Below are 25,856 nucleotides of genomic sequence, written 5' to 3' on the forward strand. Positions count from 1 at the left end.
GAGTTTCACCAGCTCGTGCGTCCTCTGCCAAACGTCGGCAGATCTCGAGCGGCAGGTATCCATCACGAGACAGGAACAGCAGAGCATCGTTGTCGTGTCTCGCCGCAGTCTGCAGGATCCATGAGGCCCATCCGATCAGCGCCGGTGCGACCGCAGCATAACCCAGAAGTTCGGGACTGCCGCCGCATGTCGAATCATCAGCGAAGTTTCGGTAGGGGTTGTCGAAGACCTCGGATTGGATCATTCCACGAAGCAGGGCCGAAGCTCTCTCCTCGCGTACGTCCTTCCAGGTCGCGGCGAGTCGCGGGTGGAACTGGGCGGCATCCGTCGCGCTGGGCAGCCAGGCGCCCTTGAGTCCGGCACGTTCGGCGTTGTCCACGTCATGGTCTTTGCGGTCTCCGACATGGAGAATCGCATTCTTCGGCAGGTCGAATACCGTGGCGGTGACTGCGAAGAGATCGCCTGCGGCCTTCGTCTTCTGGTTCTGCAGGATGTGGTCACATGGTGAGCTGAGGCCGGCAACTTCGACAGGGCGACTGCGTTGAGCTGGTCCTCGTCGAAGTAGGTGTCTGTCGTGACTGCCCACGGTTTGTCGTAGGCCTCGGCCACCTGAGTCAGGGCGAATCCGGATCGACGCAGTTGGACGAGCTCAGCTTCGAGCTTCACTTCCTCTGCCATGAGCGACGCCTGCTGGTCGCTGTCGAGTCCGAGCACCCCGCCGATGTAGTCGTAGACCTGTGAGAGTGCATATTCAGCTGGTCGACCGCCGTGCTGCTTCATCTGAGCGTCGAGGCGTTTGAACACTGTTGATCTGACATCGGAGAAGCGAACGAACTTCGGCATCAGGTCGCGGAGGCGCCGATCCAGCAGAGCGAACACGTCGGAGGCATTCACCGCAGGTCGTTTGACGAGGGTGTCGAAGAGGTCGAATGACACTGCGCGAACACCGGGATCGGAAATCTGACGAACGAGTTCGACGTACTCCGGTCCGAAGTCCACTTCGCCCAGGGCGCGGAGGCCCGCGTCGTCGCACAGCCGGGGCTGTTTGGTGAAACGGGCGCGGAAGATGCCCATTGCCGTGCTTCGGTGGAGAACATTGGGCAGGTCGTCGATGTTCGGGACTCGAGCAGCCAATGCCACCTGGTTCGACGTCAGTCCCCGGCGTTCCACTCCGACGGCCTTGGCCACGTCGTAGGGGGCCCGGGATCGGATTGTGAAGCTGGGAACTCCGAAATAATGCGGCACGCTCAGCAGGCTGGTCGAACTGATTGCAACGACCGCGGCCGGCGGCTGGTGCAGGATGATCTCCTCCAGCAGCCCACCGGATTCGGGGAACTCTCTGACTTGATCGCGATGGTGTGCCTCGAGCCGCTCTCCGATCAGTTCGAACAGGCGAGACGACTCCCGCGGATGACGTTTGTAGGCGACCTCATAGCCCTTGTCGACGATGCTTCGGATTGCTTCGGCGTACTCGTCTGCTGCATCGTCCAGACTCTGGGCACGGCCCTTCTTGAACAGGTACTGCTCGACTACGACGACGGTCTCCGAGTTGAGGATCTGGCCCTGAGGCTCTCTCGCGACCTGAGTCAGCAGCTTGCGGAAGCGCTCACGGTTGAGAACCCCGAACTTCTCCGGATACTCATCGGCATCAGGCGACACGTAGAGATCAAAATAGTTGTGGCAATATACTCCAGCCACTCTCTCCGGTTCGTCGTACTTCGCGAACAGTCCCGGATAGTACGAGGCCAGGCCCTCTTCGTAGAGGATGACACGCGCCTTGGGGTAGGCCGCGAAGATGCGGTTGTGCAGCCAGGTGTTATGAGTGAAGAACATCCTCACTTCACCGGGATTGCTCACCAGGTCGTCCATAAACTCCTGGTCGGAGAACTGACCGATGTAGAGTGCTGGATCCGTCAGGAACACGCATTTCGACACGGGCGCAAGCGAACGCATGCGGCGTTCCAAATCGGCATTCGCATCAGGGTCGGAGCTGAAGAGCACCAGCACGGTGAGATCGTCGTGTTCGGCGACACCGCTGGTTGCCATGCAGTTGAGGAATCCGAAGAGGCCGTTGACCACGAATAGTCGCTTCATTTGGAGAGAGTTCTCCTCACTCGCCGAGCTGCTTGGAGCCCGAACGTCTTCGCGGCCACGCGTGCCGCATCCGATCTGTTTCCACTTGCTGCCAGCGCTCGGACCAGGACTCGTCGATTCGCCAGAGATGAGCTGTTGTTGCGCAGCGCTTCCTTCGATACCCGGATGGCCTGGTTCGGTTTGCCTGCCTCCAGGAGCTGCTGAGCCAAGCGATATCCGTGGAGCTGGGGAGGTTGGACCGCCTCAGCGGGCGGGGACGGGGGCGGCGCGGCGATTTTGTCACGGAGTTCGATGATGAACTGGATCTTCTCGCGCTCGCTCAGCTGAGCAAACCACAGGCCGTCGAGGTCAGACCATTCGGGTTCGCCGTTGAGACTCCACGGTTTCGGGCCGACGAAGTGCACGATCCTGGCCTCATCGCCACGGATGACATCCGGATATCGTCCCAAGGCTCGTCGCAGGGTGTTGAACTGGTGTGGGAGCCAGGTGATCTCGTCCATGATGACATTGAGGAATCCCTGGTCACCGCCGTCGTAGGAGGGTGTGTCAGGAATCGCGTCGATGATGCTCATGTAGAGCTCGCTCGATGGCGAGCAGACGAACACACCGGAATTGAAACGGTGGCTTTCGAGGCGCAGCCCGAAGTCTGGCGCGGCGGCGAATCCCTCGAATTCGAAGAGTTCGTCGGTGCTCTGCAGGACCACGGTGTCGGCATCGATGAAGGCCACACGATCGAGAAATGTCAGACCGAAGGCTTCGAGCTTGGTGTAGGTGTTGGAGAACCTCGACTGATGCTGCTTCGGCTGATGAGGGCTGCGAATGGAGTTGACCTCGTAGAGGCGCACATTGCCCATCTCGAAGGTGATGTCGCCGCAGTCGAATCCGGGCGGGACCATGAGGATCAGCGGCACGTCGGAGACTCGCCCAAGTGAGTTCGCCAGTGCCCGCACGCCCCACAGGTAGTCCTGCGAATCGCACATAGTCACATACGCGCAGCGCAGCAGCTCACCCTGAGATCCGACCGGCAGCTGCTTGTAGAGATGTGCGAACCCCGAGGGATACTTCGGCGCGGGAATCAGTCGATGATCAGATGGCTGAGTCTTGGCCGCTTTGAGCAGCGGGAACATCCGGTTTCCGACAGTGACATCGCGCAGCACAGCGTCAGGGTATGACGTGGCGACATCGGCCAGCAGAGCCACTTCCGCGTTCGTGTGATCCCAGGAGTCGTAGCGACGTGACAGAGACACACCAGTTGTGGGGCGGCGTCTGCGCACGGAGATGTAGGGACGTTGGGTGGTGATCGATGAGAGAGCGGCACCGAGGATGTAGATCTTCGAATATCCCATTGCGGCGACGGCAGCTGTCATCGTGCTCAGCGCTGAGGGCCTGAGCTCGCGGATGAAGTGCGCCGCAATCTTCGGGGCGGTAACCAGAAGCGGCGAATAGTCACGGACGTTGTCGAGCCCGATGCGGTGGAACTCATCAGTGCATCGGGTGCTGCGTGAGGAGTCGATGAGGATCTCGTCGATGCTGTATTCACCGCGAATTGTCATCTTGGTGATCTCAGACATCGTGACGTTGTCCTCGACGAACCACCCGGCAACTGTGTGCCCGAACAGGGCCACGTCCTCGCTGTCGAAGGTTCCGTAGCGAAAGACCTCGACATTGTCCGGAATGAGCCCATAGTCGACGTCGGCTTGATTGATCCGAGGGTCGACGACGAGAGCGGATCGACCGCTGCGGGAGGTGCTCGGCTCGAGCGTGTCTGCTGTGTTCGACACATCGGTCATGAGTCGGACTGTCCTCTCTTCATCACGTTGTCGACCGTTCTGCCGACATTTCGACGCACCCGTCTGAGCCTGGTGCTGGCTGTGGAGGAGCCTTGCTGTTGAAGCTGCTCGCGCAGTGCGCGATTCTCCTGCTCCAGCTGTTTCGTCTTCTCCTCGATCCTCCTCTTCTCCCTCTGCATCGTCCCCGCGCTCACCTGCTCCCTGAGCACTGTTGCTTCGAGAATCTGACGGTCATCGGCCGCGGTGCGACAGTTGCGCAGCGCAGTCTTCAGCTCTGCTTCGGTTTTGCGTGCGTTCTCGGCGGAGGTCTGCTGACGGTGGATGCTGTTCTCCCTCTGCACTTCGAGCAGGAACCGGCTGCGCGCCATATTCCATGCCTGCGCGTCATAGGGTGCGAAACGGGATTCCAGGGTGGAGGGGTCGCCGCCGAGTTCCGAGTAGATCACGTCGAGGTTGTCCAAGGTGATGTCGAGAAAATCGGCCTGCTTGTCCGCAATATGGGTCCGGTTCGCCTCCCGGTTCTCCCAACCGTCTTCGATCGTTGCCAGAATCGATTCGGCGAAGGCGGGATCCTTCGGATCGTGACGCCACTCTGGCCTACCGATATCGGACAGGAAGTAGCCGAGCTTGGGGTGGACGTCGAAGGAGAACGGCAGAGCGCCGAGGCCGAAGGGAATCATCTGCGCATGACCACGGCAGCCGAGGAGAAACGGAACATCGGCCAGGTCCCGCAGGCCCCGGGTGAGAACGTCATCGCCGTAGACCTGCACCATTTCACGTGACTTGAACTGTTCTCCCAAGCGGGCCGACAGGCGCTGGTCGGGGTTCGTGAATGGGGTGAAGACGACGTCCCACCCGGCCTCCTCCAGACGCGGGAGCAGCTGACCTGCCCTTTCGATGACCATGTCGGGGCCGACTCCGTGCCCTGCATAGCGTCTGCTCGTGGAGAGTTGGAGGCCGATCCGTTTGGCATCCGGCTGTTCGACATCGATGGGGAGTACGGATTTCGACAGAGTCGTCGGGCAGGGCTGGTAGGTGATCCGGGATTTCAGTTCATCCGGCACATACTCTGCGACCTTTTCGATCGAGCCGTGGTTGCGCAGTCCGAAGAAGACAGATTTCTCGATCGTCCGCGCCACGTGTTCGGAAAATGGCGGCTCGAAGTCAGGCTGGCCGTAGAAGCGGTTGTAGCCGACGGCGAAGACGATCAGCGGGACTTCGAGCTGCTCGAGCATATCGAGAGAGATTCTCCACTGCCAGCCCGACTCACGGTTCGGATTCGTGTCTGAGAGGAACAGTCCTCCGCCTCCGACGACGACCGCGTCGGCGGTTCTGTTGATGTACTTCACCAGAGCCGGACCGACGTTCTCACGCAACGGGCGCGAATCGTAGATGTCGAATGCTTCGCCTGCACCGTATGCCTCAAACATGTGCTTGACCGCAGGAAAGAGCAGCGTGTCCCCGAAGTTGTTCTCCGTGGCAATGTCGAAGTGAAACAGCTTGAACACCGTACCCATTGATCGCTCACTTCCCTTGTCCGGTCGCAGGTCAGACGGCTGACCCGCGAAAAACTTGATCTCATCGGCACGGGTGCGCATACCCGTCTGTCATCGGGCTCGGCACCGAAGCCGTCCTCCATGTTCCATGGCACGTCACCGAAACGACGACCTCAAATGCCGAATTTGCCTGACGTTGCGCAACCGTTCACGTCGGGGTCACTGAGCTACTTCACCGGTGATTTCGCGCGGGAATTCATCTCATTCACCTGCCATCCACCGGGGGTTTCCCCGCGAAGACTAGATTGACCGCGAACGACCGATGGAAGAAGAGACCGTGCCTACAATGCCACCAGAGACAGTTCCGACAGCGGAGGTAAACAAAGCAATGACACCGCAGCGGAGGAAATACTGACCTCATGATGGCCAAAGGCAAGAAATCATCAGGAGCGAAACCCTCTGGAAGGGCCACCCCGGTGAAGAAGGGTATGTCTGAACTGATGAAGTCGATCGCTTTCGTCGAATCGCCACTCCAGTTCCTGTCCGCGCTCGAGGCGCATGAGCCCGATGAGGACATGCTCATCCGTGCTCGCCCCAATGCCAAAGGCATGACGTCCTTCCTCGATGCCTTCGACACCGCCTGGCTGCCGAAGAATGTCCGTCTCGAACGGGAGGGTGCCAAGCCTGGAGTTCTGCGCAAGCAGCCCCCGGATCGCATCTACATCGGCGATGCATGCTCCGGCCAGGTCCACAAGGCACTCTCGTTGGCCTACCTCGAGAGGCGCATGCCTGAAGTAGTCATCCTCGACGACGGCTTGGCCACCTACTCGACGATCGAGATCCTCACCGCCAAACATGGGCCCCTGGTTCGGCCTCGGCAGAAGCTGAAGACATCACGGGCAATCATGGCAGCCCATGTCGCGGACCGGCTGCGCGGCTTGGCTCCACTGGGAAGGCTGCGCTGGCACACCGCTCTGCCTGCCTCAAAATCCCTCCGCAAGAACTTCCTCAAGACCGGCGCCGAGATCACCCGCCACAGGTTCGAACACCTGCAGACACTGCCAACCGGCGGAAGCCACCCCCGGGAGAATCCGGTCATCGGTTCCTCTCTTGTCGCCGATGGTCTTATCCATGAAGATGCCTACCGGTCCTGGCTCGAGGGGCTGTTGGCGAACGGTCCGATCACGTATTACCCGCACCGCCGCGAGGCCGACGAATTCCTGGCCGACCTTGATCGCGACGAACGTGTGCGCATCAAGCACGTCGGCCTGCCGATCGAGCTGCGCTTGATCAATCTGCCGCCCGATTCCATCATCCGCAGCCTTCCCAGCACTGCAGCGATCTCCTTGTCAGTCCTCAACCCGGACGTGACGATCAACGTCACGGAGATCCCTACGGAGTGGTGGACCGGGTCCTCAGCCGATAGTCTGCGTCAGTCCCTCAACGCCCAGTCGGTCAAGGCAGATGTCGATTCCTAATCCACCATATCCACCGTCCTCACCCTCAGAACCGCCGTCGGAGTCACGCGCAGATGGCCCGATGCGCATCGTCTCGTTCTCCGACAGCGAGTCCTACCTCAAGTGGGCAACGCAGCTGCTCAGTTCCCTGCCCGATGTCGAGGCCGAGGTCTACCTCATCGACAATCCGATCCTGCCCACGTCCGAGCAGATCACGAATGCGACGGCTGGCACGTCATGGGCGCAACGCAGCATTCCGATCGTGGCCCGCACCGAGGTGGCCCGCATCATCGCCGACTTCCGCGCCGATATCGTCCTCGGTGCCGCCACCGGCCCGATCGTCGCGCAGCTCTTCGTCTCCGCGCACCTGCTTGAGCACCGTCCGGCCCTGATCTCGGGTCTGCCCGGCATGGGCCTGCCCGCCAGCAACAAGGGCATGAACTATCGCCGTCTGATGGATGCGTTCATCACTCATTCCTTCGCCGAGGTGGCCCAGTACACCGAGGTCAGTGCACTTACGCAGGTGCCCTGTGAGATCTACCTGTCCCGCCTGCCGATGCTGCGCTCGGCCGGTGTCCCACAGCCGAAGGCCGACACCGCCGAAACCCCGCAGACGCTCGTGTTCGCTCCGCAGGCCAAGGTGCCCGAGTCGCTGGCCGATCGTGAGGCAATCGTGCGCGCCCTTGCGAAATTTGCCTCTGCCCACGGGGATTCGAGCGTGATCATCAAGATGCGCTCACGCCCCGGCGAGCATGAGACGCATCATGAGCTCCATTCGTACTACGACATTCTCGAGTCGCTGCGCGGCGAAGAGGTTCCCGGCGCCGACCTCATCGGCCTCGGCTACGGTCCCCTCGACGAGTTCCTCGTGCCCGGTGCTGCCTTGGTGACGGTGTCGTCGACTGCGGCTCTAGAGGCCTTCGACCGTGGCATTCCGACCCTGCTGATCTCGGACTTCGGCTTCGATCGGGACCTTCTCAACGAGCCCTTCGCCGATTCCGGTGCCACCGGGACCCTCGCCGAGGTGGCCGCCGGGGAGATCGGATTCCCCACTTCAGCGTGGTTGGCCGAGAACTATTTCCATTCCGATGACGGCGGGCTGCGTCACCATCTGGAATTGCTCGCCACGCGCGCCCGTGCCGGTCAGCTGCCGAATCGACGCAGCGCCGTGTGGAAGCAGAAGCGCCTGCTCATCCGCGCCGAACTGCGCACAGTGACACCGACCCCGGTCATCCGCGCCTATCAGAAGCTGCGGTACGCGCGGTAATCCTCTGTGAATGCTGCACCGCGTGCCGACCGGTCATCGTCGAGCAAAGCCGCTCACTGACGAAACATCGTCGTAGCCTCTTGGGTGCCGCGTCCGGTCAGTGCCGGTCCTCGTCGATCTGACGCTTGTGGAAGAGAACGAGGTCCTCAATAAGTTCAGTGGGCAGGGGCTTATCCAGGGTGAACTGAATCGCGTGTGCAGAAGTCTTGTAGCCCTGCAACCGGTCCTTGAACTCGTCGATCGCCCACGACGAGGGGTAGAAGCTCATGTGCTTCTTCGAGGCCGTGAAGTACACCAGGGCACGGTCCTTGTACTTCAGCGTCGGCATGCGGTAGCTCATGGATTCTTCGACGCTCGGGACGAGTTCGATCACGAGCTTGCGGATCCGTTCGAGTTCCGTTCTGAAGTCCGGATCAACACCATCAAGATACTCATTGACGGTCATCGTCTTCTCACTCATCACATTCTCCTTCTCCAGCCCGAAGCCGCCTCAGTCCCGGTCGTCGGGAACTGTGCTCGGTTCGCCCATCTCCACGACCACCTCGGCGTCGGGAGATGCCTCTTTGAACACCCACGTGCGGTAGGCGTAGAAGCGGAAGATCATGGCCAGACCGACGCCGATGATGTTCGTCGAAATGTTGTAGGTCAGCTGGTCACGCATGTCGAGCAGGTACCAGGTCACACCCAGCGGGATGACGGTGATGATCATTCCGGCCATGTTGACGGCGATGAAGAGCGAGATGCCGCGCAGATTCGAGCCGGTGGTCCGGTCTCCGTAGGTCCAGAGCCTGTTGCCCATCCACACGACGGCCATCGAGATGATGGTGGAGACGATCTTGGCCTTGATCGGGCTGCCCTCGAGCAGCGGGGGGATCGATCCCAGGCCGTAGGCGAGGACGTTGGACAGCCCCACGTCGACGATGTATCCCAAACCGCCGACAGTGAGAAACTTGAACGCTTCCGCCGCGAGGCGCCGCATACGGGCCGACAATGACTCTTTCATTACAGACATCAACTCTAGTCGGCTAGGTTTCGGACTCGCTGAATGCCCGCGATCGCGGCGTGCCCACCGATCGTCGCCTCCTCCACTCGGCGAGCATGAAGATCAGTGCCACGGTCACGGCGAGCGCGGGCCAGAAGGTGTATCGGAAATGGTTTGCCGGGACGATGGGCAGATACCCGAAGATATAGCACAGCGCCGAGGTGGCCAGCATCGTGATCTCGGGCGCGAAGTTGCGCTGACGCCGGGTCCCCGTCTCGAGCCGGAGTTGCTCGCGCGCGGGTCGGGTTCGCCCGGCGAAGACGAGGGCGAGGACTGCCACGAGTGACCAGAACCAGGGCTTGAACAGCATCGGGAACGTGGCGAGCGCGAATCCTTCGACATAGGGCTGGAAGATGTAGTCCGCCTTTGGGTCGGAGTCGGCGATCCCCACCTCCTCGGCATCACCGTTCCAGTCGCCGTCCCAGTATTCGAGGCTAGAGGAAAAGAAGTACATGGAGAACACGGAGGTGCGGTATTTGAGGTAGCGCAGCGGGTGGGTGATCACCTCGGTCATCCACAGGTCCTTGAGTTCGTCCTGATAGGCGATGGGGCTGAAGGCTCTGCCAGTCACTCCCCTGCCGTAGCAGTTCCAATAGGCGTCCCAGTTCTCGCCGCGTTCCAGGCATTTGTCCCGGGCCGAGCTGATGTGGTCCTTGAGCTCGGCCGGTGCGTCGGAGGCCTGCAGCTGGGCGTCGGGAACGGAGAACATCACGTCGTCGAGGAAGATCTGCGAGATCTGGCCTGTGGGCTTCACGTCGGCCGCCGACGCGATTGCGGCGTCGGTGGCCTTCATCCCGACTCCCAGAATCGCCAGCACGGCGACGGTCAGTGCCACGGTCGAGAGAACAACCCGTTTGAGGTTGAACCTCTGCACGAGGCAGAAGGCGGCATAGATCGCAATGGGCACGATGGCGAAGACGGCGTTCTTGCGCACCCCCAGCGCGTAGACGAGGAGCACGACGGCGGGGATCCACAGGATCCAGCCCTTCGGCACCGTTCTGGCGACGATGAGCAGGATGACGGCCAGCAGCAGAGCCACGGCCATCTGCGTGTCCTTCCACAGTGTCATCATCTGCGAGATCACCCAGGGGGTCATCATGATGGCCGGGCCTAACAGGGACACCCAGCGCGGTGCCCCGTTGCGGTGCACCAGCACTCCGATCAGCCAGCTGGCCACAGCAAGAATGATGACTTGGAGGACCAGCAGGCTGCCAGCCTGGCCAGTGACGTTGATGAGTCCTCGCCACACGATGCTCATGATCGGCGGGTGCCAGTCGGTGACGGGAGCCTTCCCGATCGCTTGGAGGTACTGGTTGCCGATGTCGACGTTGGCCCGTCCGGGGAAGAAGAGACGAATGAAGACGAACGACCACATCAGAGTGATCAGTGCCAGCACGATATCCCAGGCCAACCCTGAGGTGGCGAAGGTGCGCAGTCTCTTACCGACTCTCCGCTGCTGTTGAGAGCTCGGTTCGATCATGAGGCGAGCGGGGTCCTCACCTTAGATCGGTGCGTATGCTCAGCTGTCTGGGTACGGCCATGTGGATGTGTCCCGGCCGCCGGCTGAGCGGACAGGGTCTCAGTGGACCGATTCTGTGAGAACACGGCCTGTGTGGACACTGCCGGTAACCCCAGGTAGGCCAATCGCGAGGTCTCACGGCGGGCCCGCCGCAGACCGTCCAAGGTCAGGCCCACACTGCCGAGCAGGAAAGCCAAGCCCATCAAAGCGGTCGCGAGGATCGCCGTCGGGAACCTCGGCACCAGCCCGGTCTGCCAGAACTCCCACACCACGGGCAGCCCGAACAGCAGTGAAGCGATTACAAGAATGGTGGTGATGACACCGTAGAACAGCCTCGGCCGTTCGTGCCTGACCAGTGCGGAGATGAGTCCGAGGATGCGGAACCCGTCCTTGAAGGTCGAGAGCTTGGACTCGCTGCCGTCGGGACGGTCGCGGAAATCGATGGGCACCTCGGTGCTGGGCAGGCGCAGGGACATCATGTGCACGGTCAGCTCCGTTTCGATCTCGAAGCGTTTGCTGATCGCGGGGAACGACTTCACGAATCGACGGGAGAAGACCCGGTAGCCCGAGAGCATGTCGGTGACCTGGGACTGGAACAGCCAGCCGGTAAGCCGATTGAACATCATGTTTCCGGCCTCGTGACCGGGTCGATACGAGGTGGACGCCTGGTTGTCCTGGCGCACGCCGAGCACATGGTCATACGGCCCGGAGACCAGAGTGTCGATCATCTCGGGCAGATGCGAGGCCTCATAGGTGTCGTCGCCGTCGATCATCACGTAGATGTCGGCGTCGATGTCGGCGAAGGCTCGCCGGACAACGTTGCCCTTGCCCGGGGCGTTCTCCTTGCGAACGATCGCCCCCGCCTCGGCGGCTCTCTGCGAAGTCCGATCCTTCGAGCAGTTGTCGTAGACGTAGACCGTGATCCCCGGGACCGCGGCCTTAAGATCATGGACCACCTTCGCCACCGTGATCTCCTCATTGTGGCAGGGCACGATCGCAGCGATCCTGGTGGTGTCCTCGAGCATGCGGTGATCTCCTCGTCGTGGTTCTACGGCCGGATCGGAAATCGAGGCGGTCGACGGGCTTGTTCAGAAAGCCCTCAAGCATTCAGGGATACGCGCGCGAAATGACAAGCAGGTTACGGCAACGCGAATTGTTTACTGGCCACCCCACGCTTTCGATCAAAGTTCACCCTCCCGTCATCTCCCTCGCCGAAGTTGTCCACCGAACCCACCGCACCGTGCCACTCACCGGGCGACCCCCGAAACCGCGTGTTCTTGGTCACGAACGGCCAGTTGTGCGTCTTTTTATGACGCCCGCGCCCGAGGCAGAGCGGCCGCCCTGGCATGCTGAATCATCGGCACTACTGGACCGTAGGTTCATGCTGCCGATTCCCATCCCCACCCACGCGAGGAGACGCCTGTGATCGAGCTGGCCAGTCTGCGGAAGACCTTCGGAGACACCGTCGCTCTCGAGGAGATCGATCTGTCGGTCCCCGCCGGAGAGATCCATGGCATCGTCGGCCGTTCCGGTGCCGGCAAATCCACACTCATCCGGTGCCTGACCGGGCTCGAACGTCCGAGCTCCGGCACGGTCGCCATCGACGGCACCGACATCACCGACCAGTCCGGCTCGGGACTGCGCGAAGCCCGCCGCTCCATCGGCATGGTCTTCCAACACGTGAACCTCCTCGATTCGCGTACCGCCCTGCACAATGTGGCCCACCCCCTCCAGATCGCCGGCGTCTCCAAGGCCGAACGCCTGGCCAAGGCCCGTGAGCTGCTCGAGATCGTCGGCCTCGGCGACCGTGCCGACAACTACCCCGCCCAGCTCTCCGGCGGACAGAAGCAGCGCGTGGGCATTGCCCGGGCACTGGCTGCCGAACCCAAGGTTCTGCTGTGTGATGAGCCCACCTCGGCGCTGGATGCGACCACCACGGATCAGATCCTGGGCCTCATCCGCTCCCTACGCGATCGCCTGGGCATCACCGTCCTCATCATCACCCACGAGATGTCGGTCATCCGCGAGATCTGCGACTCGGTGACACTGCTCGCCGATGGTCGCGTGGCCAAGACCGGCAAACTCGCCGAGGTGATCTCCGAGCCCGGCTCGACACTGGCCAAGGATCTCGTCCCCCTTCCACCCATCGGTCTCGATGACACACGTTCGTCTGAGGGTTCCGAGACCGGGACGGCCCGCCTCGTTGAGGTCTCCCTGGCGGGGACAAGCCTGCCGACTGTGCTCACCAGTGCTCAGGCTGTGGGGGTCGGCGCCGATTCGATCCTCGCCGGCGCCGTCGAAACCATCGAGGGCAAGCAGGTCGGGCGCATCCGCTTCACGGTTGCCTCGGCTGCCGCGTCGAAAGAGCTCATCACCGCTCTGGAAGCCGAAGGAATCTATGCGGAGGAGGCAGCCTGATGAACGATCCAACATGGTTCGACAACCCGGCGATCACGCAGCAGATGCTGCCCGCGACCATCGAGACCCTGCTCATGACGGCCTGGTCGACAGGCCTCGCCGTGCTCATCGGTCTGCCCCTGGGAATCTGGCTGTTCACCAGCTCGAAGGGCGGTCTCACCGCACGTCCCGTGCTCTACCGGGTGCTGTCGATCATCGTCGACATCACGCGCTCGATTCCTTTCATCATCCTCATCATCGCCCTCATACCCTTCGCCCGCTTCGTGGTCGGGTCGGCGCTGGGGTGGCAGGCGACCGTGGTGTCGCTGACCATCGGGGCGATTCCCTTCTATGCCCGCCTCGTCGAGAACTCGCTGCGTGAGGTCTCCGAAGGCAAGGTCGAAGCGGCGCTGATGATGGGGGCCTCGAACGGACAGGTGGTCCGGCAGGTCTACGTCCCCGAGGCGAAGCCCGGTCTGATCGGAGCCGCCACGGTCACCTCGGTGACTCTGGTGTCCTATACGGCCATGGCCGGTGCCGTGGGCGGCGGCGGACTCGGTGCGCTGGCGATCTCGTACGGCTACCAGCGCTACCAGGCGGACACGATGATCGCCTGCATCATCGTCCTCGTCCTTATCGTCACGCTCATCCAGTTCATCGGCGACCGCATCGCCCGCGCCGTCGATCACCGCTGAGCCTTACCACCACCTGCTTTCACCACACTGACGCAATACATCACTCAAGGAGAACCATGAAGACCAAGCTCATCGCCATCGCTGCGAGTGCGACCCTGCTGCTCTCGGGCTGCGGCCTCGTCGGCGGCGGATCCGACTCCATCGGCGAGAAGGACGGCGACATCACCAAGCTCACCATCGGCGCCACCCCGGTGCCGCAGGGTGACATCCTGAAGTTCGTCGACGAGAACCTCGCCGAGGAGGCCGGGCTCGACATCGAGGTCACCGAGTACACGGACTACACGCTGCCGAACAAGGCTCTGTCCGACGGTGACATCGACGCCAACTACTTCCAGCACAAGCCCTACCTCGACTCCGAGGTCGAAGGCCAGGGCTACGAGCTCACCGCGTTCGAGCCCATCAACCTCGAACCCTTCGCCCTGTTCTCCAAGGACATCAAGGACGTCAAGGATCTGCCCAAGGGCGCGAAGATCGGCATCAACAATGATCCTGCCAACCAGGGTCGTGCGCTGAAGATGCTCGAAGAGGCCAAGGTCATCACCCTCAAGGAGGGTGTCGACGCGGTCGATGCGAAGCTCTCCGATGTCGAGGACAACCCGAAGAAGGTCGAATTCGTCGAGGCCGATGCCGCTCAGCTGGCACGCACTCTCGAAGACGTCGATGCCTCGGTCATCAACGGCAACAACGCTCTGGAAGCCGGACTCAGCCCAGCCAAGGACGGAATCCTGCTCGAGAAGGCCGAGAACAACCCCTACGGCAACTTCCTCGCTTCCCGTACCGAGAACAAGGACGATGAGAACCTCAAGAAGCTCGACGAGCTCCTCCACTCCCCCGAGGTGAAGAAGTTCATCGAGAAGAAGTGGTCCGACGGATCGGTCCTGCCCAGCTTCTGAGGCTGAACTTCTGAAGCTCAAGACTTCTTAGGATCGGAACGCCGCACTCCAGGTCCGACTCCGGCTCCAACGGTCGGTAGGTTCTGCTCGATTTTCTCGCGATTCTCGAGCAGAACTTACCGACCGTTGTCGTTTTGTCGTCGATGAGCGGCCGCTACCGGAGCAGGTCGTGCAGAGCCCTGGCCGCTGCGCCGATTTCGGCTTCAGCCGCCGGCTGTGCCGCGGCGGGATTGCTCGATTCGCTGAGGACTGCGACGGCGATGGACTGTCCGTCAGAATGATCGACGACCCCGATCTCATGGCGCAGGTGCAGCAGCGTTCCTGTCTTCGACGACCAGGTCATCGCGTCTGAAGCAAAGTCCGGTGCGAGTCTGTGTCGAATGATGTTGCCGGCCAGAAGACTTCGCAGCTTCGATGCGGCGACTCGGTCAATGCGGACGGGTCGCCAGATCTCCTGGAGGAGGTCGACCAATCCCGTTGCGGTGCCGATATTCGCCTGTGAGGCGTCGAGTTGCCATATCCGGTGACCGGCTTCCTGACTCGCCCCGGATCGAGCAATGTCGTAGACGAGGTGGGCGTCGGAGTCCGGAAGACTCTCCAATGGAGTCTCCACCAGTGCGCCGAGGTGGTGCCTGATGTGAATGCCGCTCAGTCCCATCCGCTCAAGATCGCCCTGAACCTGATTCGGAGCGAGCACATCGAGCAGAGCATCAGTGGCCGTGTTGTCGCTGAAGCTCACCGACAGCATCACGAGGTCCTCGAGGGCGATCTGCGCCGGGTGACGAAACCGACTCGTTCCGGTCGGCCCGTCCCCTCCATAGTGATCAGGTCGAATCGTGATCGGCTGAGCTCCGTCGAGAACTCCCTCACTGATGCGGTTGAGCACGGCGAAGGCGATCGGAACCTTCACCACGGAGGCCAGAGGCATCGCCTGATCGGCAGAGGTGGAGACTTCCCGACCGCTGTCCAAGTCACGGACCACAATTGTGGCACGCAGGCCCGCCGCGGCCAGGTGCGTATTGACGTCGTGGATGACGCGGGCATCGCCAGTCATTTCGAACCGCCACCCACAGGCGTCCCCGCAGGGACGTTTTCGCCGGGCGCCCCCGCAAGGACGTTTTCGCCACGCGTCCCGCGGGGACTCCTGCGAGGCAGTCGGCGATCTCATCGCTGAACTCGCTGAGCACGGCGGCATCGTCATTGGAGGTGGCAGCAAGCACATAGCCTCTTTTCAGTTCCGGCTCGATCAGCGGACTCCATTCGAGCCCCAACTCCTTGGCCTCGGCAGCACTGCACAGCAGCAGATCGCCTTCGCCGAGGACTCCGGCGACTGCCGCGGGGTCGGAGGAATCCATGACCACTTGGTGCGGCAGCAGTCCTGCCACCTCGGCGGCACGGCGGAGCCGACCACGGACATGCGACACGTCATCTTCGACCAGCAGCCTCAGTCGCTTCCCCGACAGTTCGGGACCAGCACCGGCAATCCTCGACCTGGCTCGGCGCAGCGCGGCCAGACGCACGGGCCCGGCCAATGCCATTCGGTGCGCACACCCCAGCTCTACGACCCAGGTACCGTCCGCCTCCGGCACCGCTTGCAGCGCTGCCCTGACCCTGCGTGACGACAGGTCGTCGAGGCGCCGCGCTGGCGGTGCGGGATGGATATCGATGCTGAAGCCACCGGACTTCGCCGAGGCGGTGAGAACGGCCAGATCCCTCGTCGTGCATGAGCGTGGAACCGCCAGAGACACCGGCCGAAGTCGGGCCCGGTCGGCATCAAGCAGCATCGTATCGGCGAGGTCCACCAATCGCTTCGCCGAGGCGAGCATGTCCTGTCCGAGCGGGGTCAGGCTCACGCCGCGACCCGAGCGATCGAAGAGTCGTGCTCCGAACCGTTTCTCCAGCCCAGCGATCCGCCTGCTCGCCACCGGCTGCGGAACTCCGCTCGCTGCTGCACCGAGCGTCATACTGCCCAACTCGCTCACGGCGGTGAACGTTCGACATGCTTCAATCAGGTCCATCGTCACCATGATATGCATCTTTGATATGCAAATGCTCGAAACTGTCTTCGACCACATCACTTAAGCAGGGAACAGTAGTTCTTGCCGGAATCGCCACCAGCGCCGGATGCAGACTCAGCACTTCTCAAAGGGAGCATTGATAATGACACGAACTTCACGAATAGCTGGCGCAGCAGCACTGTCGTTGATCGCTCTGACGGCGTGCTCGCCTGCAGAGGGCGCCGCCACCTCAGATTCCGCAGCAGACTCCGCCTCTGCCGGCTCGACTTCCCAGGCTTCTCCGACGGCGGCTATTGCCCAGGCGGAGGTCGATTCCGCGATAGCCGACATTGAGAAGAAGTACGACGCCAGGGTCGGCGTCCACGCGATGGACACCAGCGACGGGTCCACCATCGAGCATCGTTCGAAGGAGCGATTCGGCTTCGCGTCGACGATCAAGTCCTTCGCGGTGGCCGAGCTCTTGGCCAGGACGACACCAGCAGAACTCGACGAGCACGTGACGTGGACGAAGGAGGATGTCGAAAAGGCCGGGTATGCGCCCGTGACGGAGAAGCACCTCGGCGACGGTCTGCCTCTGGAAAAGGTGGCCGAGGCCGCCATCAGGGTCAGCGACAATGCTGCGGCAAACATCGTCTTCGACCATATCGATGGGCCCAAAGGATTGGACTCCGCGCTGGAGGATCTGGGTGATTCGACCACCGAGGTGATCGACCGCGAACCGGATCTCAACACCATCGACCCCGGCAGCGCCGACAACACCACGACTCCTGCGGCGTTCTCCAACGACCTCGCCGCACTCCTCGAGCCCGAGCATCTGTCCGATGAGGACCGCACCGTCCTCATCGACTGGATGAGTGACAACGAGACCGGTGACCCACTCATCCGAGCGGGTGCACCGGCAGGGTGGAAGGTCGCCGACAAGTCCGGGCATGCCGATGCGCTGCGCAATGACGTCGCCGTCGTGTTCCCGCCGAAGAGGGACCCGATCGTCATCGCGATCATGACGGAGAACAACGACCCGAACACCGAATCCGATGCTGCGCTGATCGAAGACATCGCGCATGCAGTGCTCGGAGCCTTCGAGTGACGCGCACAGCAGATCTCGGCGCTGACCAGCAGGAACGGTAAAGTGGCCGGCATGACCGAATCTCTGACCTTTGCCGATTCCATCCTCATCGAAGCCGACCCGGCCACCGTCTACAAGACCGTTTCAGACGTGACCCGAACCGGTGAATGGTCACCGATCTGCAAAGAGTGCTGGTGGGACGAGGGCGACGGCCCCCGGGTGGGAGCATGGTTCACCGGGCGCAACGTCACCCCGGATCGCGAGTGGCAGACGCGAAGCCAGGTCGTCGTCGCCGATGAAGGGCGTGCCTTCAGGTGGAGCGTGGGACCGGGTCGAGTGCACTGGACCTACAGTGTGGAGGAAGCGGAAGGCGGCACACTGCTCACCGAATCGTGGGATTTCCTGCCAGAGGGTCAGGCCTTCTTCGACGAGAAGTACGGGGACCAAGCCGCCGAGCAGGTCGCCGAACGAACCGCGGCTGCCCGGGCCGGCATCCCTGAAACCCTCGCTGCCATCAAGAAGGTCATCGAAGGGGCATGAAGCCTCTGAGTACTCCGTGCTGACTTGAGGACTCAGTGTTGGCCTGACCAGTGGGGGCTGTACATGAGTCCGAGTACGTTGCCGAACGGATCGATCACCGAGGCGGTGACGAATTCGGGTCCGCGTGGTGTGACCGGCATGTGGGTGGTCGCACCATGTGCCAGCAGCTTCGCCAAAGCGGCTTCGACATCGTCGACGTACCAGTATGTGATCGAGCTGCTTCCAGCCGTTGTCCCTTCTGGCGCATACGCGCGGTTCATGATCCCCAGCTCGTCTTCGTCTGCCCCGATGCGAAACTCAATGTAGGCGGCGGGTCCTTCCTCCGGCTGCCGAAAATACGGTGCGATCCCGAGCAGGTCCGAGTACCACTCGGCTGCCTTGTCGACGTCCTCTGCGGTGAGGACCATGGTCGTCATTCCCTTGAGTGTGCTCATCGTTCTGCTCCTTCGTGAGTTGCGCCTGGCGCTGTGTGATGATTTCGTCGGCCGCGGTCTGTTTCTCGCTGCCGCCGTCGTGCAATTACCACTCTCACAGCCAAAGTGATCACCAAGTGAGCACTTTTGGTGAAATACTCTTCCTATGCGCGCAGACAGGCTTCTCGCCCTCGCCCTATTCCTCCAATCACGGGGGAAGGTGACCGCTGCCCAAGTTGCAGCGGAGCTCGAGGTCTCACTTGCCACAGCACGTCGTGACCTCGAAGCGCTGTCATCTGCCGGAGTTCCTGTCTATGTGCAGCCAGGCCGTGGAGGCGGTTGGCAGCTCATCGGCGGGGCGAGGACGAATCTCACGGGCCTGTCGAGCAACGAAGCCAGCGCCCTGTTCTGGATGCTCGGCACTGCTGGTCTGTCAGATCCAGCCACCCGGGTCGCGACCCGCAAGCTAATCCGAGCACTCCCGGAATCACTCCGTGAAGAAGCGGAGACGCTGGCGACGGCAATCCACTACGACCACACCACCTGGGGCGAGGCTCACAAGGGTGATGACGCAAGCCAGGCCGGCGACGCGTCCACGACCAATGTCGACCATCTCAGCACGCTGCGATCGGCCCTCATCGCTCACGAAGATATCCGCATGAACTACGTTCGCGGCAACGGGGAGCAAGGGACGAAAACTGTGCGGCCTTTGGGGCTCGTGGCTAAAGCCGGGACGTGGTACCTCGTCGCCCGGCCCGCAACGGGTCCCGATGAGCCACGGACCTATCGGGTCGACCGCATCGTCGACATCAACAGCAGCGTCGAAACCAGCAGCAGCGGTGCCTCCACCTCCGAGGAATTCGATCTCATCGACTATTGGACGAAGCACGTGAAACAGGTGGAGGCGCTGCGATCGTCAGTCACGGCGACCGTCGGTGCTCCGAAGTGGGCGCTTCCGATCCTCACGAACCACTTCGGCAGCTACCTCTCCGTGATCTCCAGTGAAGGAGAGTTCACCATCGCCGGGGTGCGGGCGAATCTCGTCATCGCCCTGGCCGAGCAGTTGGCCGGGTGGGGTCGGCAGATCGAAGTCCTCGAACCACCTGAGCTGCGCCGAGAGCTCGCCCGCATCGGAGCCGAACTCTCATCTCTGTACTCCGACGGTTGAGCAGCTGCTGCGACGGTCGAGCAGAGAAGCCGTGGTGATGATGCCACAGTGATGGCAGGATGCGGAGTAGGAATTCAATCGCCTGACGCGTCCAGGAGGAACAGCATGGCATCGACAATCGGAATCATCGGAGTCGGAGAGATCGCCTCGGCGATTGTCGAAGGAGCATGTGCCGGCGACGATCGCCCCGATTTCTTCCTCTCCCCGCGCAATGCCGAACGTTCAGCCAAGTTGGCAAGTGACTTCGATCGGGTCGAGGTCTGTGAGAGCAATCAAGACGTCATCGATCGCAGTGAGCACGTCATCCTGGCCGTGCTTCCTCAGCAGACCGAGGCCGTCCTCGCCGAACTCGACATTCCCGCTGATCGCACGGTCGTCAGCGCGATCGCAGGAGTCTCGGTCGAGTCGCTGTCCCCGCTGTTGCCGCAGAACCCGACAATCGTCCGGGTCATCCCGCTTCCACCCGTTCGGGAGCGCCAGGGCGTGACTGCGGTCTACCCAGCGCATCCCGAAGTGGAGGAGTTCTTCAACGGCCTCGGCGGGACCGTCGTCGCGGACACGGAAAAGCTCTTCAGCACACTGTCGGCCACGACCGCGACGATGTCGGCCTACTATGCCTACCTCCAAACGATCGCCGATTGGCTCGTGGGCCAGGGGTGGGACCGGGCTGACGCCGATCGCATCGTCCGCGGCCAGTTTGCGGGCCTGGGCAACAAGCTCGCCGCAACTGACTCCTCGTTCGCCGACCTCGTCACCGGGCACGAAACCCCGGGCGGCCTCAATGAGATGCTCCATCACGAGTGGATGAACGAGGACAACAGCGCCGCACTGTCAGCCTCACTCGACCGCGTCTTCGCACGGGTGACCGGCACCGACTGACATTCGCTGACGCCCACGCGCCTGCGCGCCCAGGCGTCAGCTCGCAGCACCTCAGAACAGTCCTGTGATGTTCCCGTCCTCGGTGACATCGATCTTGAGCGCCGAAGGCTCCTTAGGCAGGCCGGGCATCGTCATGATGTCACCGGCGATGACGACTACGAAGCCCGCTCCGGCCGAGAGTCTCACGTCCTTGACCTCGATGATGTGATCCTTCGGAGCTCCCCGCAGAGTCGCGTCGGTGCTCAGCGAGTACTGGGTCTTGGCAATGCAGATCGGGGCATCGCCGTAGCCTTCATCGGTGAACTGCTTGAGCTTGCGCGTGACTTTGGACGGCAGATCGACATCGGCTGCACCGTAGATCCGCTGCGCGATCGTCCGGATCTTCTCCTCCAGCGGCCGGTCGAGTTCGTAGCTGTACTGTGTCTGGGGCGACCCCTCCGACGAGGTGCCTGCTGCCTCAACGACCGCCTCGGCGAGTGCCAGCGCACCCTTGCCACCGTCAGCCCAATGCGTGGACTCGACAGCCGAGATGCCCTTCGACCGCAGGTGCTCGATCGCGGCTGCCATCTCCTCGTCGGTGTCTGTGGGGAACCGGTTGAAGCATACGACCGGGGTGATCCCGTAGATGTTAAGCAAGTTGTTGCAGTGATGTTCGAGGTTGCTCATGCCACCGAGGACCGCCTGGGTGTTGGGCGTCTGCACGTCCTTGACCTCGATGCCGCCGTGGTATTTCAGTGCTCGCAGTGTGGCGACGACAACTACAGCCGAGGGCCAGATGCCCGCAGCACGGCACTTGATGTCGAGGAACTTCTCGGCACCCAGGTCGGCTCCGAAGCCGGCCTCGGTCACGGTCCAATCGCCCAGGGTCATGGCGGCCTTAGTCGCGAGCAGGCTGTTGCAGCCGTGTGCGATATTGGCGAAAGGTCCGCCATGGATGAACGCCGGTGAGTGCTCAAGACTCTGCACGAGGTTGGGTGCCAGCGCATTGCGCAGCAGCGCAGTCATCGCGCCGGCAGCACCGATGTCAGCGACCGTGATCGGGGTCCGTGAGCGGCTGTGGGCAAGCACGATCCGTCCCAGGCGTTCCTTGAGGTCAGTCAACGAGGTGGACAGGCAGAAGACCGCCATGACCTCGCTGGCGACGACGATGTCGAAAGCATCTTCACGGGGCACTCCCCCGTTGATGCCGCCGAGGCCGACGACGACTCCGCGCAGCTCCCGATCGTTGAGGTCGACGACGCGGCGGATGTGGACGCGCCTGACGTCGACGTCGAGTTCGTTGCCGTGATGGATGTGGTTGTCGAGCATGGTCACGGCGAGGTTGTTTGCCGCGGCGATGGCCGCGAAGTCACCGGTGAAGTGGAGGTTGATGTCCTCCATCGGCACGACCTGCGCGTATCCGCCGCCGGCCGCTCCGCCCTTCATCCCGAAGACCGGCCCCATGCTGGGCTCACGCAGGGCGAGAATGGCTTTGCCGACTTCCGGTTTCGATCGTGCGAGCTCGTTGAGTCCGTCGGCCAATCCGATGCTTGTCGTGGTCTTACCCTCGCCCGCAGGTGTCGGGCTCATGGCGGTGACGAGGATGAGCTTGCCGTCGGTGTTGGATTCGGCGGCCTTGTTGAGAACGTCGATGGGGACCTTGGCCTTGGTCCATCCGTAGGGGATGATGTCTTCCTGAGCCAAACCCAGTCCAGCGGCGACTTCGACGATGGGATCGAGCTCGGCGTTGAGCGCAATATCGAGATCTATGGTCATAATGCCATCATGCCGCTTCTGCCCTGGATTGTGACCACCAAACGCGAGTGAATTCGCATCATGTGCACTGAGTTCCGTCCACCGCAACATTGGCTAGCTGGTCATTTCGAGAGTCCTCCCCGCCGCTCACCCGCATACTCCGAGCACTCGGAACATCGGGTCACAAGGTCATGCCGGCACTGACGAACATGGGGCAGAGATCTTTCCGCCGAGGCGACCCATTCGTCGCACACTCCACTCGCCACCTCGTCGTGGCTCGGAAACCCGACTGACCTGCCTCTAAACTGGGGGCATGGAAAAATCCCCTCCCCGAACCGTCCCCCGCCAGTGAACAGGCTGTCTCGGGCGGTGCTGCGCCTGTTCGCCGCACCCCGACTCAACATCCGTGAGGACTACGAGAAGGTCCGTCGGATACAGCGTCGAGTCGCCGCGCTGCTGATGCCGCCGTATCGGACATCGCGCTGGCAACCCCTCCCCTGCGACGAACACCTGCATGTCCCTGTCCGGATCTTCCAGCCTAAAGTGAAGCGCCGCGAGGATGTCCTCGTCTTCTTCCACGGCGGCGGCTGGGTGACCGGTGACATCGACACGTACACTCCGGCGTGTGCCAGGATGGCGGACCTCACCGGCTGCGCCGTCGCGTCCGTCAACTACCGGCTCGCGCCGGAGCACCCGTTCCCGGCGGGTCTGGAGGACTGCTATGACGTCGCCCGGGTGCTGCTGGACGAACCGCATCGAGTGGGGGCCGCCGATGCCGGCCAGATCATCCTGGTCGGAGATTCTGCCGGAGGCAACTTCGCTGCTGTGATCTCATCGCTGCTGCGAGAACGCGGACATCTCCCACCGAATCGCCAGATCCTCATCTATCCGGTGACGCATTGGGACCATGATCCAGAGACCTCCCCGTTCGACTCGGTGCGCAGCCATGGCGGGGACTATCGACTCACCAACGCCGAAGTCGAAGACTACTTCGACCTCTACGTTCCCGACCGCCAGCAGCGCCGCGACCCTCATGTCGCTCCACTGCTGGCGCCCGACCTCTCCAGCCAACCGGCGACCCTGGTGATCACTGCCGAGTTGGACCTGCTGCGCGACGAGGGCGAGGCTTACGGGCGTGCTCTGGCCGATGCCGGGAACACGGCGCAGACATATCGGGTAGAGGGAGCGCTGCATGGCTTCATCTCGCTGCCCAGAATTTCCCAGTCCGTCCAAGACGCCTACGAGGTGATCAACGCATTCCTCGACGGTGACCCGGTCGAGGGCGAACGACGCAACCGGCGGGAACCGATATGACCCACCGGGACTGGGTGCGACTCGACAACGCCTCCAACATCTTCCTCGCTGCTCGCAGCGCTGCCGACCCCAAAGTCTTCCGACTCAGCGCCGAGACGGATCATGACGTGGACCCGCAGTTGCTGCAGGAGGCGCTCGACGAAACATATGACCGGTACCGCCTCTACCACGCGGTGCTGCAGAGCGGTCTGTTCTGGTACTACCTGCAGGACAGCGAACTGCGCCCGCTCGTCACCGCAGAGGAGCAGCACACGTGCGCCCCCATCTATCAGGCAGGTCGGCGCAATCTGCTGTTCCGCGTGATCCACCATCGCCGGCGGATCAGCCTCGAGGTCTTCCACGCGCTGACCGACGGCACCGGTGCGGCATGGTTCCTCTCGGACCTGGTGAATGCATACAGCAGGCGGCGGTTTTCAGACTCCGACAGGAAGCTGCCGCTCGAAGACACGAGCGAAGCCGACGAGGCACCACTCGAACCCGAGCATGCCCTGAGCATCGACAGCTTCGCGCACTACTTCCACCGCCGGCATCAGTCGCATGCTTCAGGGTCCGCTTTCAGTCGTGCAGCCGGTCCCGCCGCATTCACCGTCGATGACAGCGCACAGTCGTCTGCTGCGCACAGGAATATCAGCCGGCTGCGCCGTCCGGCGGAGAAGAAGGTCCATCATGTCCGAGGAATCCGCACTCCGGACAATCGCACGCGCGTAGTCGAGCTCACCATGCCCGCGAATGCGGTGCTCGGGCTTGCGCGAGCCGCAGATGTCTCGATGACCATGTACCTGACGGCGCTGTTCTTCGAGTCGATTCGCATCTCCTCGGGCGGTCTGGGAAAGGCCCGCACCCTGGCAGCCTCGGTGCCGGTGAACCTGCGCCAATTCTTTCCCTCGACGTCTGCACGGAACTTCTTCACCACCGTTCGCGTCGAACACACCTATGGTCAGGGGGAGGATGATCTCGGCTCGATCTGCAAACAGCTCGAGAGCCAATTCCTGCCCCAGGTGACCCAGGAGGCGTTGGAGAAGAAGCTGCGGTGGTTCATCCGGGTCGAGCGGATGCCGGGATTGCGGATCGTGCCGCGCCCGCTCAAGGATGTGATCCTTGGACTGGCCAACAGGCACAGCAATCGCGGTCTGAGCGTCGCCGTCTCGAACCTGGGTCGTCTGAGCCTGCCCGAGCCGGCTGAATCACATGTGGGCCGCGTCCTGTTCCACGTCTCCGCAGTCCGCCCTCAGTTCTGTGCGACGTCCCATGCAGGACTGCTCACCGTCAGCTTCACATCGCCGTTCGTCGAAACCGATCACATCAGGGAATTCGCTCGGATGCTCACTAGTGAAGGGATCGATGTGACGGTCGCTGCGGAACGAGTCACCGAGGATGAGATCGCGGAGGGGCTGTCGTGAGACGCTGCCCCAAGTGCTCGATCGCCATTGAAGGTGTGTGGACCCGATGTCCGCTGTGTGCTGCACCCGCAGAGGTGGACGCGGCGGGGGACGCAGCGCCGAGTCCGCTGCCGACGGTTCCCCTCACGTTCTCGAGGCGTCGACTGCTCAGGAGACTGTTCCTGACGTCGCTCTTCGTGATCGCGGTGTCCTTCGCTGCCCAGCTCGTGTTTGGCCACCGACCCGAAGGCTTCGGAGTGCTTCGCTCCGGTTGGCTGGGGGTGACCGCCATGTGGCTCGTCGTCCTCATGGCGGTGAGCAAACGACGCAATGTCGCCAAGGGCACCGTGTACCTCGTCGTCCTCATTGGCCTGGTCTGCGTGTACTGGGACTACCTCACCGGTTGGCGGGCGTGGTCGCTGACGTACGCGGTGCCGATCGTCTGTGCGTCATCCATTGCCGCCCTGCTGATCATGGTCAGGGCGATGCGCTTCGAAGCGACGGAGTACATAATCTACGGCGGATTGGCGGCAATCCTGGGTCTGGCACCCATCGGGTTCCTCACGTTCGGCTGGGTCACCTACCCCCTGCCGTCGGCTGTCTGCGGTGCTCTCAGCATCCTCGCTCTGGTGCTGCTGCAGCTTGCCCGGGGCCGGGAGGTCCGCCTCGAACTGGCCAAGCGACTGCATCTCTGA

The 25,856-nt window shown here is 62.4% G+C and carries 23 protein-coding genes; 12 read left to right on the top strand and 11 right to left on the bottom strand.

Translation table 11 applies throughout. The annotated features are described in order from the left end of the window. Window positions 1-240: 240 nt before the first annotated feature. Genes PGC08_RS15110 through PGC08_RS15120 form a run of 3 tightly spaced genes read right to left on the bottom strand, consistent with a single transcriptional unit; the run spans window position 241 to window position 5,401 of the window. Window positions 241-2,094, bottom strand: a complete 1,854-nt coding sequence (locus PGC08_RS15110; RefSeq protein ID WP_271708796.1) for a polysialyltransferase family glycosyltransferase — start codon at window positions 2,092-2,094, stop codon at window positions 241-243. Next, window positions 2,091-3,884 carry a glycosyl transferase gene (locus tag PGC08_RS15115; RefSeq protein ID WP_009883281.1) on the bottom strand — a complete coding sequence of 598 codons (1,794 nt, stop codon included), beginning with the start codon at window positions 3,882-3,884 and terminating at the stop codon, window positions 2,091-2,093. Before PGC08_RS15115 ends, PGC08_RS15110 begins: the two co-directional genes overlap by 4 nt. Then, complete coding sequence (locus PGC08_RS15120) at window positions 3,881-5,401, bottom strand: polysaccharide pyruvyl transferase family protein (RefSeq protein WP_271708797.1); 1,521 nt, start codon at window positions 5,399-5,401, stop codon at window positions 3,881-3,883. Before PGC08_RS15120 ends, PGC08_RS15115 begins: the two co-directional genes overlap by 4 nt. Before the next feature lie 467 nt (window positions 5,402-5,868). Between PGC08_RS15120 and PGC08_RS15125 the strand changes: the two genes are divergently transcribed. Both PGC08_RS15125 and PGC08_RS15130 read left to right on the top strand, forming a co-directional pair. Further along, window positions 5,869-6,858: an alpha-2,8-polysialyltransferase family protein gene (locus PGC08_RS15125; RefSeq protein ID WP_226829824.1), complete on the top strand. Its 990-nt coding sequence runs from the start codon at window positions 5,869-5,871 to the stop codon at window positions 6,856-6,858. Between the two features lie 61 nt (window positions 6,859-6,919). Continuing rightward, a complete protein-coding gene (locus PGC08_RS15130; protein WP_096167644.1) occupies window positions 6,920-8,104 on the top strand; it encodes a DUF6716 putative glycosyltransferase in 1,185 nt (394 codons plus the stop codon). A gap of 97 nt (window positions 8,105-8,201) precedes the next feature. On the opposite strand, the gene PGC08_RS15135 is transcribed toward PGC08_RS15130, so the two are convergent. From PGC08_RS15135 to PGC08_RS15150, 4 genes are read right to left on the bottom strand one after another with little or no spacing between them, the layout of a single operon-like run. Further along, window positions 8,202-8,564: an iron chaperone gene (locus PGC08_RS15135; protein ID WP_096161227.1), complete on the bottom strand. Its 363-nt coding sequence runs from the start codon at window positions 8,562-8,564 to the stop codon at window positions 8,202-8,204. A gap of 30 nt (window positions 8,565-8,594) precedes the next feature. After that, entirely contained in the window at window positions 8,595-9,107 is a 513-nt protein-coding gene (locus PGC08_RS15140; RefSeq protein WP_271708798.1) for a GtrA family protein, read from the bottom strand. Window positions 9,108-9,129: 22 nt separating this feature from the next. Beyond that, a complete protein-coding gene (locus tag PGC08_RS15145) occupies window positions 9,130-10,626 on the bottom strand; it encodes a hypothetical protein (RefSeq protein ID WP_096161228.1) in 1,497 nt (498 codons plus the stop codon). Continuing rightward, a complete protein-coding gene (locus PGC08_RS15150; protein WP_009883288.1) occupies window positions 10,623-11,690 on the bottom strand; it encodes a glycosyltransferase in 1,068 nt (355 codons plus the stop codon). Before PGC08_RS15150 ends, PGC08_RS15145 begins: the two co-directional genes overlap by 4 nt. A 397-nt stretch (window positions 11,691-12,087) precedes the next feature. Between PGC08_RS15150 and PGC08_RS15155 the strand changes: the two genes are divergently transcribed. Genes PGC08_RS15155 through PGC08_RS15165 form a run of 3 tightly spaced genes read left to right on the top strand, consistent with a single transcriptional unit; the run spans window position 12,088 to window position 14,650 of the window. Further along, window positions 12,088-13,083, top strand: coding sequence for a methionine ABC transporter ATP-binding protein (locus PGC08_RS15155; protein WP_096161230.1), 996 nt, complete (start codon window positions 12,088-12,090; stop codon window positions 13,081-13,083). Next, window positions 13,083-13,757 (top strand): methionine ABC transporter permease, encoded by a 675-nt coding sequence (locus tag PGC08_RS15160; protein WP_096157429.1) that lies wholly within the window; start codon window positions 13,083-13,085, stop codon window positions 13,755-13,757. The genes PGC08_RS15155 and PGC08_RS15160 overlap by 1 nt, the downstream gene beginning before the upstream one ends. 56 nt (window positions 13,758-13,813) lie before the next feature. After that, entirely contained in the window at window positions 13,814-14,650 is an 837-nt protein-coding gene (locus PGC08_RS15165) for a MetQ/NlpA family ABC transporter substrate-binding protein (RefSeq protein WP_096167651.1), read from the top strand. Window positions 14,651-14,804: 154 nt separating this feature from the next. On the opposite strand, the gene PGC08_RS15170 is transcribed toward PGC08_RS15165, so the two are convergent. Together PGC08_RS15170 and PGC08_RS15175 are read right to left on the bottom strand one after the other, a co-directional pair. After that, complete coding sequence (locus PGC08_RS15170) at window positions 14,805-15,704, bottom strand: serine hydrolase (RefSeq protein WP_271708799.1); 900 nt, start codon at window positions 15,702-15,704, stop codon at window positions 14,805-14,807. Then, window positions 15,622-16,668 (bottom strand): LysR family transcriptional regulator, encoded by a 1,047-nt coding sequence (locus PGC08_RS15175; RefSeq protein ID WP_271708800.1) that lies wholly within the window; start codon window positions 16,666-16,668, stop codon window positions 15,622-15,624. The genes PGC08_RS15170 and PGC08_RS15175 overlap by 83 nt, the downstream gene beginning before the upstream one ends. Window positions 16,669-16,810: 142 nt before the next feature. Here PGC08_RS15175 and bla point away from each other — a divergent pair, with 142 nt between their 5' ends. Beyond that, entirely contained in the window at window positions 16,811-17,755 is a 945-nt protein-coding gene (gene bla, locus PGC08_RS15180; RefSeq protein WP_096161233.1) for a class A beta-lactamase, read from the top strand. Window positions 17,756-17,806: 51 nt separating this feature from the next. Next, the gene (locus PGC08_RS15185) at window positions 17,807-18,274 is read left to right on the top strand and encodes an SRPBCC family protein (protein ID WP_096163093.1); all 468 of its coding nucleotides are present in this window, start codon (window positions 17,807-17,809) and stop codon (window positions 18,272-18,274) included. A gap of 32 nt (window positions 18,275-18,306) precedes the next feature. Here PGC08_RS15185 and PGC08_RS15190 read toward each other — a convergent pair whose 3' ends face one another. Then, complete coding sequence (locus PGC08_RS15190) at window positions 18,307-18,708, bottom strand: VOC family protein (RefSeq protein WP_009883296.1); 402 nt, start codon at window positions 18,706-18,708, stop codon at window positions 18,307-18,309. Between the two features lie 145 nt (window positions 18,709-18,853). Here PGC08_RS15190 and PGC08_RS15195 point away from each other — a divergent pair, with 145 nt between their 5' ends. After that, window positions 18,854-19,855, top strand: coding sequence for a helix-turn-helix transcriptional regulator (locus PGC08_RS15195; protein WP_271708801.1), 1,002 nt, complete (start codon window positions 18,854-18,856; stop codon window positions 19,853-19,855). A 105-nt stretch (window positions 19,856-19,960) separates the two neighbouring features. After that, window positions 19,961-20,734 carry an NAD(P)-binding domain-containing protein gene (locus PGC08_RS15200; protein WP_271708802.1) on the top strand — a complete coding sequence of 258 codons (774 nt, stop codon included), beginning with the start codon at window positions 19,961-19,963 and terminating at the stop codon, window positions 20,732-20,734. A 51-nt stretch (window positions 20,735-20,785) separates the two neighbouring features. Here the strand turns inward: PGC08_RS15200 and PGC08_RS15205 are convergent, their stop codons facing one another. Next, the gene (locus tag PGC08_RS15205) at window positions 20,786-22,489 is read right to left on the bottom strand and encodes a formate--tetrahydrofolate ligase (protein WP_193084532.1); all 1,704 of its coding nucleotides are present in this window, start codon (window positions 22,487-22,489) and stop codon (window positions 20,786-20,788) included. Between the two features lie 327 nt (window positions 22,490-22,816). Here PGC08_RS15205 and PGC08_RS15210 point away from each other — a divergent pair, with 327 nt between their 5' ends. The 3 genes from PGC08_RS15210 to PGC08_RS15220 are packed head-to-tail and all read left to right on the top strand — an operon-like array spanning window position 22,817 to window position 25,856. Next, complete coding sequence (locus PGC08_RS15210) at window positions 22,817-23,782, top strand: alpha/beta hydrolase (RefSeq protein ID WP_165771874.1); 966 nt, start codon at window positions 22,817-22,819, stop codon at window positions 23,780-23,782. Then, window positions 23,779-25,182, top strand: coding sequence for a hypothetical protein (locus tag PGC08_RS15215; protein WP_009883301.1), 1,404 nt, complete (start codon window positions 23,779-23,781; stop codon window positions 25,180-25,182). The genes PGC08_RS15210 and PGC08_RS15215 overlap by 4 nt, the downstream gene beginning before the upstream one ends. Next, window positions 25,179-25,856 (top strand): DUF6320 domain-containing protein, encoded by a 678-nt coding sequence (locus tag PGC08_RS15220; RefSeq protein ID WP_009883302.1) that lies wholly within the window; start codon window positions 25,179-25,181, stop codon window positions 25,854-25,856. The genes PGC08_RS15215 and PGC08_RS15220 overlap by 4 nt, the downstream gene beginning before the upstream one ends.

Origin of the sequence: Brevibacterium sp. BDJS002, assembly GCF_028201555.1 — a bacterium.
Classification (GTDB): domain Bacteria; phylum Actinomycetota; class Actinomycetes; order Actinomycetales; family Brevibacteriaceae; genus Brevibacterium; species Brevibacterium aurantiacum.